Genomic DNA, 13,117 nt, shown 5'->3' on the forward strand with positions numbered 1-13,117 from the left:
CTCACTAAGACCCCGTTTGGACCTGGCCGGCGACAACCCTCGCCACCGCCAGGTCCTCCCATGGCATCCCGACGGTCTTAAACACCACCCGCCGCGCCGGATCCAGCGCCACCTCCCCGCGCACAACCTCAGCCATCGTCACCACATCATCCCACGCAAGCGCCCCCTTCTCCACCGCGATCGCCACATCACCGGCCTCCCGCCGCGCAGCCCCCACATCCTCCACAATCACCTGCGCGCCCCGCAGCACATCCTCATGCAACTCCCGCGTGTCCACCGTGTGCGCCCCCACAGCAAGCACGGTCGCATCAGGTCGCAATTGCCTATCGACGACCACAGGTTCCCCCGCAGAAGTCGCCACCACAACCAACCCGGCCCGCCCCAACACCTCATCGGCCTCGGCACTGCCCGACTCCACCCACGGGTGCGGCAGATCCGCCGGCTTGCTTCTCGACACAAACGTCACCGACACCTCCCGCACCCCCTCCAGCACGTCCACCACCGTGCGCGCATGCGCCCGCCCCTGCACACCCGCACCAACGATGACGCACTCCAACGGCTCACTCGACGCCCGCAACCGGTCCAGCGCCCCCGCCACCGCAACCGCCGGCGTACGAATCTCCGTAAGCGCCGCAGCATCCATCACGACCTCCGGCGTGAGCGTCTCACCTCCCATGAGCAGGTAGGAGCCCTGCACCAGCGGCACATCGACAACTGACCCCGCCGGCTGAATCCCCAGCACCTTCACCCCGACCGCACCATCGAGCGCCGACGGCAGCAGATGCATCTCCCCGTGCGGCAGCGCCACCTTCTGCCGGTGCGGGTCCGTGGCGGGATCGAACCTGCCCGTCAGCACCTCCCGCAACGCATCGACGGCATCGCGTGGTGTGACCGCAGACAGAACCTCGTCATAACCCAAATTGCGCATGCGGCCGAGCATATAAAAAGTGGACGCGGCGCAACGCAGCCGCATCCACTCGTATGGGAGCCAGGTTTACGGGAGCATGTCGAGGAACTGCTCGAAGTACTCCTGCAAGTTAATGCTCATGCAATCGAGCAACGCGGCAATCAGACCGACCGCACCCAGCGCACCGAGCAGGGACAGCAGGATGCCCCGCTACGTAACTCCTACGATATTCTTTCAAACATCAACCCTAGGGGCACTCGTTGATACAAGGAGTTCGCACAGAAAACTAACCGGCACTTCCCCCACCCGTTGGAGTCAGCCTTAAACGACTAATAGCAACACAAATGAGTGCGATAAAGTAGCTAGCATGACAGGAAGCTTCCTCGGCCATACTAGATTCAGTCTCTACGAACCATCTTCACCGTCGTGGAGATTGTCACGAAATGCGGGAAGAGAAAATCCCGAGGAATATTTTTCCCGGCTATACGCGGCTAGCAGGATGGATGACCGAGTAACCATATTTTTCGATCACACACTTCCGCTACTCGAAGAGTCACGCCGAGATTTCGACCTGCATCACGTTGTTAGTTATTCCGCCGAACTTCCAGACAGATATAAGCACCACCTTACAACGGCGGCGACCACCTACGACTGGCTGCATCTTGACCGCAGAGACGCGCATAATCGAAAGGGGAAGGAGCTCAACGCTTGGGCTCGTGACAAGTTCGCCAAGGGGACAGTTTATGCTGAGTACCGTCTAGATGATGATGACCTCCTAGCTTCGACATACTTTCAGTCACTCTCCTCCTATCTTGATCATCGATTCGTTGGATTCTACGTTTCCCACGGATATGGGGTACAAGCATATTTCGACAATGGGGTCTTCAAAGATCCGCGGATCGAACATCGCCCAAAAATAGCTATCGGCCTAGCTAGGATCTGCCAGCTTACTGAGGCGGGAGAAGTCATCGGCCCCCGAAGGGTAGCTCACACCCAGATCGATAGACACTCTCCGGTTATCGTAGACAGCAAGAGCATCCAGTTCCTGCACTCTATACACCTCAGCCAGGATTCTGGAGTGGCAAAACCTGACGACGACCTCGGCAAGCGCTTTCGAAATTATTTAAATCAGCCCTCAGTCAATCAATTGGCGGACCTCCACAAACTATTCTCGGGCGTTCGTTTCAAGGATTCCATTGACGACAAAACTAGGATTCGAGCCCTAATTGACACACACGCGAATATCCCATCGATCGCCGCGGCCATAAAGTCCCTGCGAAATCGATTCAAAAGCCTTCCACGTTATCTGAGATGATTGGTCGACAGAGTGAAAGCAATAAACACCCACGAAGACGTGGCAACGTCAGCACACGAAAGGCAACGGAGCGATTAAGGTTAAACACAAAATAATTGCCAAGTAGCACCCACTCAACTCCGATCCTCCTTGGCGGGCATAATCAGTGCGTGATAGCACCGTCTAGCGCCGAGAAGCACGAAGCCCAATCAGCATGATGCCCAATGCGAAAACCTAATTCGTCCCTATTTCTCACGCAGAATAGGGCCGCCGATGTCAACTTCGATTACTACGGATCAAGGAAGTCCATGGAAAACTTCACCCCCGCGCCCCCTATCCCGACCCCAGACACGCTTCCACAGTTAAGGGCTCTTGGCCACAAAGTCGGTTACTTTCAGCGATGCCTAACAGATCACGATATTGAAATTGTCACTCGCATAAAGGACACCAACAAGACGAACCCGTTATGGGGCGCGCGACTCAACAGTGAGATCGTTACATTTCGTTCTGTCATGTCCTCAGATGCCGGATATGGGACTTTTCGCGCAGTAGGAGACAAAGCTTGGACAAAAACGAGGCTTCGAGACGCTGGCATTAACACCCCAATGGGCACGCTGGTCAATAAAGAACGACTCCATGAGAGCTTTGAAGCCGCCGCACAAGTTGGGCTTCCGTGCGTCGTAAAACCTAAAGCCGGGTCACACGGCAAGGGAGTTACCCTAAACGTGAACACCTTCCACGATTTTAAGCGCGCAGTCGATCAATTGGATCGCGAAGTAATTGTAGAGAAGGAAATCACTGGGCAAGACTATCGTGTTGTCACCATTGGAGGGAAAGTGGTCGCCGGCACCCTCAGAAAACCAGCGAACGTCGTCGGCGACGGAAAACGCACGGTCACCCAGCTCGTCGAGGAGAAAAACCAACAACGTGCGGCAAACCCCTCACTGTGCAGAAATTTAATAAACATTGACGACGAATCGACTGCCTTGCTTCGGGAACAAGGTTTACTAGCGTCAGACACACCCGAACGTGGCCAGGCTATCAGGCTGAAGCGGGTTGCCAACATAGGATCCGGCGGGGACAGTATAGACGTTACGGACCTAATCCACCCCGGATTTGCAGACATTTGCGCGAGGATACCAGCGCTTTTCAACTCTCCGGAAATTCTTGGCATCGACATTCTTGCCTCCGATATCTCTCTACCACCCGATAATCAGGATTGGGTTGTGCTCGAGTTGAATGCAAATCCGGATATCGATATCCACAGGTGGCCTCACAAAGGGACCAGACGCGACATAGGATCACTGCTGGTTAGGCACTATTTTCCGCATGCCGAGAAGGCGACGCCCAAGTCGGTTGAATTGACCTTCAAACGGTCTAAGAACGATGAGAAGTTCAGAAGTTCACTGCGGTCGCGCGCTATTGAATTCGGTGTTTGGGGCACCGGTTTCGTTACTAACGAGGAATATTTCCTGCGTCTCGAAGGTACTACAGCTGCACTAGACCGGTTAACCAATTGGATTCTAGCCAATGGCTCGACCGCACGCTTGACAGCCACCGCCCCATCGCCGGAATCTGATCCGGTAAAGCATCTGACAATCCGGCCACTCGAAATGTAGCCCGGGGAACAAACAGAAATACCAGCCCGCTAGCCTGTTCAATACCCCGGCATCAATTCCGTTCGTTCTTGGGTCCCAACGTCCCATAGCGGCTTAATGACTACCAGCGAGTTTCCCTCCCTCAGAGTTGTTTCACAATCCTTTCAAATTCGCAGGATTTATTGGAAGTTCCAGTAGGCGCGGGTCGACCAGAGTTATAAGCCTCAGGAAGACGGATAAATCATACTGGTCTAACTTTGACACCGAAATTAACGGTTCGATAATGCTACGAGAATTAAATGGATTCAGCGGTTCACCGTAGAAATCTTTTTCGACCGTGTTAGGGCCATGCCAAGTCCCCATTCTGATATTCCAATAATATTCATCAAATGGGTCGAGAAGCTCGGTGTTGCCTCCGGTTTCGTCGATCATTCGCTGGAAATACGCGGTGACTTCTCCCATATACCGCTGATGACCGTAATTGCGGACCTGATCCTTCGCTCTCTTAGACAGCTTCCGAAAATAGACAAAAGCCATCTGCTCAGCAGTCCGCGGTTCTTCCGCGCCAGCATTCCAATCTAACTTGCGGAAATTGCTTTGCCCGATCTCTAGGATGTTCGCAGTAAAGACTGCTGCTTCAGGGTTTCCGATAGCCGCGCGCAGGGGACCTACCGCGGACCAGTGGTGATCCCAGTAATGGCTATTCGACAGTGCCTCCCTGAGATCTTTGTTTGGTTTCGCAGTAGGAAGCTCCCTATGCGTAAAATCGAACTGTCTAGCTAGCATTTTAGCAATTTCGCGGTCGACGAGTGTTCCCGCATTCTGCCCGTAAGTGAAAGCCGTGAAATCGACCCCTGCATTCAACGCAACGGCGAGTAGCACGCGCGAATCCAAACCCGCTGTCACCGCCATCCAACTAATCCGATCTCGAGCTAAGACGGAAATAGATCGCGTCGAGAGGGTCAGTACTTGATGGGCGGCCTTCTCAACAGATCGAGGTTCAATCGCTTGCCGCGGCCAAAAACGCTCGAGTGCTCCTGTCTCGAAGTCAAGTACGAAATTTGGTAAGAGAATCCTAATACCCTTGTACGGGGTAAAGTTTGCCGGAAATGAGCTCGCGAACGGCAGTGTGTCGGCCTTGCCCTCCGAATCCGCGAGCAATTTCGCATGCGAGGCGATCGCCCCTCCGCCTTCAGAGAAGAAAACCGGACGCATAGCCGTCGCATCGGTGACTACTCGCAGCACGCCCCCCTCCCGATAAATGACCACGAACCTGCCGACCAGGGCGTCCAATGCATTAAAAAAACCCTTGGACGAACTTGCAGACAGCTCCCTTAGGAGGCGAGGAGCTACGTCACTTGGGTCGCCGTTGAGCGACCTGCAAGTGCCGATCACAATCACAGCGTTTTTGGAATGAGCGTCATGTGCAGATCTAATCTCATTAAGTGGATCAACAAAGAGACCAGGAAGTAAGGTCGACTCGACAAACCCAGCAGGGCGGGATGAGGGATTCCCTCCAAGAACAAAGCCCCTCGGATAATTTTCTTCTGCCATAGTTAAAAACCTTCCTTGAAAACCGGTCAATCTGAAAACGATACACGCGAGACAGGGAAGCGCCGCTGTACCGAAATGTTGCTAAATGGAAGCACGCACCGCTAAGTCGTCCGAAAGAAGGAGGGTTAATGGGAAGGGTTAGACCGCTTCTACACGAACACTGCTTTTATCGGCGGACTAGGATGAAGGATCATGTTTACTAGCGGTATACAAAAATCGCCTACCCGCAGTTATAACGGCGCCAGCTAGCTACGTTAGCGTTGCATCAAACCGATCAAGCGTCCTATTAATTCGAATACGCGTTTCTTTCCTGCTCAGAGCCCGGTGTCCACCCTCGGGATCCCAGTACCCCTCGAAAGTTACGGAATTCTTGCCCGGAACAAGTCCATTCATGGCACGTATAAAAGGGATGAATTGAAGATCAAAGTCTCTGCTTGAATTCACATTCGTAACAATTTCAAGGGGGGGGAACATACCCCTGTTTGCGGAACATCTCCACACATTTAAGACGCCAAGGAGTATCTACCAGGGTCTGGGTACCTTTAGGGTCATCCTGAAAAATATTCTGGTATAGCCTTGCCTGGTGACCCGGCCAATATTTGGTAATATCTGTTTGGGGATTGTTGGCGAGGCAACGACTGCCCCTATCTAGGGCCGCAGTCATAATGGCTTGATGACCGCCGGCGGAACTTCCGTAGTGGAGTGTGCGGTCCGCAGTTGGAAGTAACAGAGCCTTCCTCAACTCGTTTAGTATATCGACATACACTTCGATCCCCCAGCGCTCCTTAGACAGTTGTCCCCAGCCAATCGACATATCGGGAAACTCGAGGATCGTGGGATCCGCGAAATGCACACGGGTCGCGTTAAAATCATCAACCCAGGATGACCGCTGGAAAACTAAGCCCGATTTCGATCGCTCGCGGTCAACCGCCCCATTATACATAACGAGCAGGCGGGAATTGTATCTCTTGCTGACGCGGATGAGCACCGGAAACCAAACCCCCTCCGACTCGATTAATAGTTTTCGGTCAGCCCCAAACCCTATTTCCGCGCCAAGGGGAGTGCTAGCTATATCGGCTAGATTGATATGTAAAAAGTCATCAAATACCATCGAATTCCTTATCCATTTTGTGCTTTACGTCATCAAAGTGTCGGTTAGACACAATATACGTTCGCGGATTGGCTTAAGAGACAGAATAAGCCGTTTCTGACTCGCTCAGAAGCATCTGAATTTTGCTTACGTGCGCTTCGTGGGTGAAGTTCTTCGCCAAGACATCTCTCGACTTGTCTACTTGCGCGAAGTATTTATCAGCATTTTGCCTATAATAGTTAATAACTTCCTTGACCTCGGTGGGTGCGCAGTAGACAGCTGCTTCGCCAAAAACTTCTTCGTAATGAGGCGGCAAGATCACTACCAAGTCAGATGCGATCGCCTCAAGAATGGACCTACCAAAAGCCTCGATCGCACTCGAGTGTTGGTAGAAAACATAAAAGTCTAACGAATGCAGGAAAGACCTAACATCTTCTTCATCGCGTTGCAGCAGTTCCCAGTTATCAGGAGTTTTCTTTCTGCCTAGGATTTTGAAAACCGTATTCCATCCGCCCATCGCGCGTACTTTAACTGTGCCATCGGCTGGATACGCCGCCAGTATGTCCTCACGAGACTCTGGCCACTTCATACGATCATCACGGGAATGGCGGCCGATGACAGGAACCTTTTGACCATTGAAATTGATGGAGGACTTTGCCCATTCCTCCGGATCAACGATTCCGGGGAGATCGAAATTACATAGTTCTGAATCGTTTAGGTACGGTTCAATCGCTTTGCGGACTTGGGGGCCTTGAGGTGCCCACAAGACTTCAGAGCGAAACATAAACCGAGCGTTTTTTAGACAATCCGGCACCAGGTATCTAATGTCGGACCCGTCCTTCTCCGACGGTGCCTGATTTGCTAGAACTACCATCCTTTCAACCTCCAATTTCGATGCTTCGTTCGGAGGGAACTGTAGGATCGGCGGATAGCGCAGTACAAGTAGTTTCACTGAAGCCACCTCGTCATAGAAGACCTGCTCGACTACGCCCTCGTTCAAAAGCGTTTGAATCGGCTCATTCAAATCCGCTGATCGAGTGCTCATAAAGCGAGCAGCTTCCAGATGCAGGATGCCCACGCTGTACCCTGCCCCGGTAAGAGCTTTTAGCTCCTCTAGCATAGATTTTTGAGGGCCACCGTACTTTTTCCAATCGCCAGCCAGTACAACGTCATAGGTAGTTTCAGTATCACCGACCGCACCACGAATGCGACGTGGGGCAAACACCGGGACAGACTGCTGGCCTTCAGTATTCAGTCGTAATTGCTGCTTTTCTGCCGTTGAGTGCCACAGATTATAGGCCGACTTGTAGCTGTCTCGGGTTGGATGACTCCAACCCGCTGCAAAATCACTCCTCGAAAGAGAATCCTCCAGGATACGCACAATGCTAAGTGGCTTGTTGATCGTGGCCACCGCGTTGCCAGTCTCGATCTCGATTCGCTTCGCGAGTTCCGTATCCGCCGCCTTTCGAACAGGCATAAACCCACCCAAGCGGCGCATAAGCTCAACTCGAGCCATAAGTGAAGATGCGTTAGCGGAACGATAGTTGTAGCCAAGGAATACTCGTCCGAGATTCTCACCGCAGCGAACTGCACTTACTTTGCAAGCAGGCACACTGGGGTTATCCATCATGAAACGAAGCTGGTGCTCTAGGCGTTGCGGATGTGACCAATCATCATCGTCTTGCCCAGTGTAAAACTCCCCGCTAGCGAGTGAAAGGCCGTGATTACGGCAAGCGTAAGTTCCCCCATTCTCGGGCATCCGCACTAAACGAATTCGATCGTCCCAAGTAGCAACTTCTTCAAATAACTGGTCATAATCGGGCCCCGACGCATCATCAACGATGATTAGCTCAAGATCGGAAATTGTCTGGTTTAAAATTGAACGAACTGAAGTTTCAAGCTCATCGCGATTTGGCTGGTATGAAGTCATAACCACCGTAACTAATGGTTTCGACTTTGCTACCTCCACGTGAGCCTTTTCAGCTCTTGCAAAGAGCCGGTCGAAAGGCTTCTTTTCAGATAAGGCGAGTTCTACCGGTGCCACCCCATCGGCCGAGAATCGCCGATTGAAATTATTCAGCCATTCGTCCAAATCTCCAGTTGGATTTGGTCTCCCATTCCCAAATCTGAACGGGTTCTTCAGTTCAGCTCTGAGGTACCCTCTTTCGAATTTATCGGTCTCCTTCCATTTATTTAAGAGGGCAAGTGCCTCGTTGTCTCTTTCGCGAAGAATTAGAGCTTGGACACAATTACGCCGCCACTTTTGTACCGAGCGATCAAACGGCAGAACCTCTAGAGTCGCACGAAGAATTGCGAGGCCGACCCTTCTTTCATCTTCGTCTGTACTAGCAAGAAGGAGATAGTTTCCCAATTCAGCTATAACGACCGGTTTAAGCTTCCGCCGGATGAGGGAGCTGATCCTGCCCATTCCACCTTCAGTGAATGCACGCAAAAGATCACCGCGCAACCGAGACCAAGTAGTGGGCTGGCCTGTCGCTTCAGTAGCCAAAATATCGAGGTAGCTGTCCGCTTGCGCCCTCCTCGCAGTAGCAATTGCAGCGCCTCGGCGCCTAGAGGAAATTTTCGCGTAGTCGAGCAACAGGTTGTCTTTGTTCAATCTGGCTGAGGCTACGGAGCGCTCGTCTATCCAAGTTAATTTGTCTACCACGACTACTTCTCCCTCAGGTTTTTGATGTAACCCTCAAATTCGGACTCAGACCAAAGTTCAGGCAGATATTGTGTTCCACGTTCTTGCTGAAGCTTGTACAGTTCTGGGAAGTCAACTATCCGCCGAACCACAGACTGGACTGCATCCGGCTTGACGTAGAGCACAGCGTCCCCGTAAAGCGCTTCAGAACCTGGTCGAACCATTACGACAATTCCTGTGGCTAGTGCTGCAAGCACTTCCACAGATTGCTCGGAGTGTGCCGGCCCCATATCAACCCAAAAATCAATCTTCTCGGCAAAATCAACGAAATCGAACGTATCACCAGACACAAAGTCAGCGCCCTGCCGCAGCGTCTTTTCAATCCTAGAGCTCGATTGATCAAAATTGTCGACTAGAACAACATCGTAAACCTCGTTACCCGCATATGCAGACTTGATCTCCGATGCCTTGCTGGGCCACTGCTTTGATGAAGGCGCGGGTCCTCGCCCAACAGTAGGCTTCGCGTCCGTACTCAAAGAATGCGTTTGACTCGAGTTAAACGGCGCGAGCCCGTTCCAGTCGTTCAATAGGAGAATCTCCGATTCCCGCTTACCGAGAACTTGGCAGAGACCATCCAGTGCACTTCTCGCGAGCCTCTCTTGGATAGGAGATTTCGAGCTTGCCGCAGCCGAAACCACCGCCACAGTATTTGCAGTTACGTTGCTAGTGGTATCTTCGGCAAATTCGAAAGCTCTTGGATCGCGAATGATTAAGTGATCGAAATGCGCAGCGTTCTGGAACGAAAGGAACTGCACCCCCGTTTTCTCGAGAAGTTCCAATACTCGTGGGTTCACGAGAGGGGCGGTCGCACCATCAAAACTATGGTGGTGCACGAGGGCAACTCGGTAGCCCATCTCATCTAGACGCTGCAACTCTGCAAGCGCAGTGGCTTGGTTAAAATCGCTGGCCTTAGCGTCAAGAACGTAGCCAAAGTCGAATGTTCCAAGGTGGGCGCCTCGCTTGCCTCGCTCCATATCCGCGGGCAACGCTTTGACATTTGGATTCATGTATTCCGCACTTAGCTCATTGTGCACCGCAGTGAATGCGGAATGGTATAGCATCCGAGACGGGTGTTGGAATCCCCGAAGAATTTCTCCAGATGTCAGTGAACGGTCGTGGGTACGTGTGAACGATAGCGGGATGTCCGAGCAACACCCAATCTTCTTCCCAGTAGCTTTTTGCAATCGAAGCGTGAATTCTTCGTCAGCCCCGCGGTTCACCTCATGCCAGCCGCCCAAAGCCCGGGCATCCTCCGTACGCAGCAACAGAGAAGACATATTGTTCTGTGCGAACTCGGGGCGCCGGTTAATTCGAGTGAATCTGAGATCCTCCGTCACTCGGGCGTGTTTAGATGTAGTGCCTACCAGGTCGGGGTTTTCTATGAGGTGCCCAACCTGTGAAGCGATCTTTTGAGGGTGGGACCAATCGTCGTCATCATGAACAGTGAAGTACTCCCCTTTAGCTAGACGAAGCCCGGCATTCCTGGCTGCGTAGGCGCCACCGTTCTCTTCTAAGAGCACCAACTTCGCAATCGGGTAATCCGCGACGATCTCTTTTAATGCAGAGATGTTTTCGTCGCTGGAGCCATCATCAACTACAAGGATCTCAAGGTTCTCCCACGATTGAGAGACGAGAGAATTCAGTGCAGTCCTAATACGCGAAGCGCCTTCATAAGTAGGCATAATAACGCTCACCAACGACTGGGAATGCGCCTCTACACGTAACTTCAAAGACTCCGCTTGAAGCTGATCAAGGTCAGTCGTGTCGCACTGTCCAAAGGTGACCTGGCTAAGACCGTTAGTTCGAAAGACCTCGTTGACTGGCTCTAGCCACTCGCTTGCTCGTCCGTGAACGCCAGCAAACTGGTTCGCTAAAGTAAAATGATACTGCACCGAGTTGCTCCTATTGAGCCCCAGCGCTTCGAGAATGTAAGCTGCGGTCTCCCAGTCGCCGCACTCGCCTACAATCTCCGACAAGAGGAGTCGATCCTCTCGGGATAGCTTGTTCTCTCCAAACACAGCTGCTACAACAACGAGAATTGTCCGCGCATCGTCTAGGTCAGATTCGGTCAACCTCTGGTTGCCTAAGACTTGCGCCAGGGCAAGAAGGACATCCGCGTCCCAGCTTTTAACCGTTTCAAAATCTGTGAGGCCATCTTCCCTCAATCGCCGCAGAATCGAAATCAGTTGCTCGTACGAATAGAAGTATCCAGAGGCCGCACGCGCAAAAGAATTGCGTACGCGCTGGCTTTTTACTTTTAGCGCAAAGCGTGAGGCAGACTTTGGATCTCTATTAATCGCTCGCGCGACTGCCACTTCTCTATCGTTCTCAGACATCATCGGCGATCGCAGTGGCGGTGCAGCCGATGAAGTTTCCCGGACTGGCGCTTCCTTCTTTGCGGGCGCAGCCTTTTCTCGACCGGAACTCTTCGGACTTTCCTGAGGCGTCACCGGACGTTTTTGCTCCGCAGTCCTTGTGCTTGCTTCAGAAAGGATAACGCTGTTTAGCTCACTCTGTTCCTCTATAAGCTTCCGGACTTTTTCAAACTGCCGGTTAGTAGCTGCCCGCGTGCTCACCAAGTATCGGTGAATGACTGCCGTAATAAAAATCAGTATCAGCAACGCAGCAGATAGGAAGAGAAGCGTACCTGTTAGTTTCCCAAACGCTGCCAAGACACTCGCAGAAAGGGCGAATACGACACCAACAAGCGTAATCAGCTGAGTCCGGCCAAATTTTTTGAACAATTCTCGCACCCTTTAAAGTTAATATCGCTCTAAAACAGCTTCAACTTCTTCAGCTCCGTTGCTCAATCCAGCATCGAACAACGCACGGGAAATCGTCACACGAATATCCTTCTTTCCTAACTCAATTACAGAGGTTTCGATTTCATTCACGGTGGTTGCAATCATGCCAAGGCCCTTATCGGCCATTCCCTTCGCTCTTCGCACTTGGTCATCGGTCTTTGTATGAAGATTAGGAACAAATATCGCCGGCAACTCTGATACGACGCTCTCTTGTACGGAGTTGTAGCCCGCAGCAAGAATTGCGGCGTCGAAAGCTTTAAGGTATTTGAGGACTGGATATGCGCTAAACGTCAGCACATCATGTCGCTCTAATTCGAAGTCCTTTTTTAAAGGGTTTGCAACTAGAACTGGTTCCCATTCCGCGCCCAGTCCCCGAACAGCAGCGATCGCAGAGGCTTTCAAATGGTTAGTGTCGTTCAAAACACCGGCACCAACCTGCACTAAGAAGAGTCGCTTATCTTGTGGTAGGCCCAACTGGCGCCGAGCCTCGACTCGATCTAGCAACTCATCTCGCCCAAGAAGCGTTACCGGATTCACATAGCAGGGTTCCAATGCTCCCTGCCTGTCCCCTTCGGGCTCCCGACAGCCGTAGTCACGAGGCACTACGATTCCATCGACGTAACTCTCGGGATTCTGCCGTTGCACGCTTTTTCTTAGCACGTTGGGCTGCCAACAGCCTCTCTGCAGCCATATAAGTGGCACACCCGCCTGACGTGCCACAGCGGTAACGCCCCGGTAAACATAGGTACCGTCGAAAATGATTATATCCGGCCGGAACCCCTTAATTACCGCTCCCAAATGAGCTTTCATCAAAGGGTTCCAAACCGCCCCATCGATCCCAATATCGCCATAGGAAGGGAAATAGACAATCTCCTTTGAGCTCTTGCCTAACACGTGATAGGCGCTCGAAAGTGTATATATAAGACTCTGCCCATTTAGGAAGCGGGAGATCGCCGCGAGGCGAGTTAGATGCCCCAAACCGGCGCCATTACTACTAATCAACAGCACTCGACGATCTGAGGAATAGTGTTCTCCCTGACTGTTCTGCTCAACGCGCCGAGTCATCTCCCTAAAGTCAGCTTCGCTAACCTTTCCTCTCGTTGCGTGGAGACGGGATCGTATCTTTGACCATCTCAAAGGACAACCTCACTTTCTTACGCAGA

The 13,117-nt window shown here is 52.2% G+C and carries 8 protein-coding genes; 2 read left to right on the top strand and 6 right to left on the bottom strand.

Features of this window, described 5'->3' with window-relative positions:
* Window positions 1-4: 4 nt before the first annotated feature.
* A complete protein-coding gene (locus tag CAFEL_RS07970) occupies window positions 5-928 on the bottom strand; it encodes an ornithine cyclodeaminase family protein (RefSeq protein WP_194559637.1) in 924 nt (307 codons plus the stop codon).
* 346 nt (window positions 929-1,274) lie between these two features.
* On the opposite strand from CAFEL_RS07970, the gene CAFEL_RS07975 reads away from it, so the two are divergent.
* The gene (locus CAFEL_RS07975) at window positions 1,275-2,222 is read left to right on the top strand and encodes a glycosyltransferase (RefSeq protein ID WP_194559638.1); all 948 of its coding nucleotides are present in this window, start codon (window positions 1,275-1,277) and stop codon (window positions 2,220-2,222) included.
* A 287-nt stretch (window positions 2,223-2,509) separates the two neighbouring features.
* Entirely contained in the window at window positions 2,510-3,820 is a 1,311-nt protein-coding gene (locus CAFEL_RS07980) for an ATP-grasp domain-containing protein (protein WP_194559639.1), read from the top strand.
* A 132-nt stretch (window positions 3,821-3,952) separates the two neighbouring features.
* On the opposite strand, the gene CAFEL_RS07985 is transcribed toward CAFEL_RS07980, so the two are convergent.
* The 5 genes from CAFEL_RS07985 to CAFEL_RS08005 form a co-directional block, all read right to left on the bottom strand.
* Entirely contained in the window at window positions 3,953-5,353 is a 1,401-nt protein-coding gene (locus tag CAFEL_RS07985) for an asparagine synthetase B family protein (protein ID WP_194559640.1), read from the bottom strand.
* 457 nt (window positions 5,354-5,810) lie between these two features.
* The gene (locus tag CAFEL_RS07990; protein WP_194559641.1) at window positions 5,811-6,464 is read right to left on the bottom strand and encodes a hypothetical protein; all 654 of its coding nucleotides are present in this window, start codon (window positions 6,462-6,464) and stop codon (window positions 5,811-5,813) included.
* A 73-nt stretch (window positions 6,465-6,537) separates the two neighbouring features.
* Entirely contained in the window at window positions 6,538-9,060 is a 2,523-nt protein-coding gene (locus tag CAFEL_RS07995; RefSeq protein WP_194559642.1) for a glycosyltransferase, read from the bottom strand.
* A gap of 53 nt (window positions 9,061-9,113) precedes the next feature.
* Window positions 9,114-11,903, bottom strand: coding sequence for a glycosyltransferase family 2 protein (locus CAFEL_RS08000; protein ID WP_194559643.1), 2,790 nt, complete (start codon window positions 11,901-11,903; stop codon window positions 9,114-9,116).
* A gap of 9 nt (window positions 11,904-11,912) precedes the next feature.
* On the bottom strand, window positions 11,913-13,019 hold the full coding sequence (locus CAFEL_RS08005) for a glycosyltransferase (protein WP_194559644.1): 1,107 nt from the start codon (window positions 13,017-13,019) through the stop codon (window positions 11,913-11,915).
* Window positions 13,020-13,117: the final 98 nt, after the last annotated feature.

The sequence above is a fragment of the Corynebacterium afermentans subsp. lipophilum genome (assembly GCF_030408375.1).
In the GTDB taxonomy this organism is placed as follows: Bacteria; Actinomycetota; Actinomycetes; order Mycobacteriales; family Mycobacteriaceae; genus Corynebacterium; species Corynebacterium lipophilum.

Bases quoted from the DNA above. Each gene is read 5' to 3' on its own strand.
- CAFEL_RS08005 (WP_194559644.1), bottom strand. From the start codon at position 13,019: ATGACTCGGCGCGTTGAGCAGAACAGTCAGGGAGAACACTATTCCTCA.
- CAFEL_RS07980 (WP_194559639.1), top strand. From the start codon at position 2,510: ATGGAAAACTTCACCCCCGCGCCCCCTATCCCGACCCCAGACACGCTT.
- CAFEL_RS07975 (WP_194559638.1), top strand. From the start codon at position 1,275: ATGACAGGAAGCTTCCTCGGCCATACTAGATTCAGTCTCTACGAACCA.
- CAFEL_RS07985 (WP_194559640.1), bottom strand. From the start codon at position 5,353: ATGGCAGAAGAAAATTATCCGAGGGGCTTTGTTCTTGGAGGGAATCCC.
- CAFEL_RS07990 (WP_194559641.1), bottom strand. From the start codon at position 6,464: ATGGTATTTGATGACTTTTTACATATCAATCTAGCCGATATAGCTAGC.
- CAFEL_RS07970 (WP_194559637.1), bottom strand. From the start codon at position 928: ATGCGCAATTTGGGTTATGACGAGGTTCTGTCTGCGGTCACACCACGC.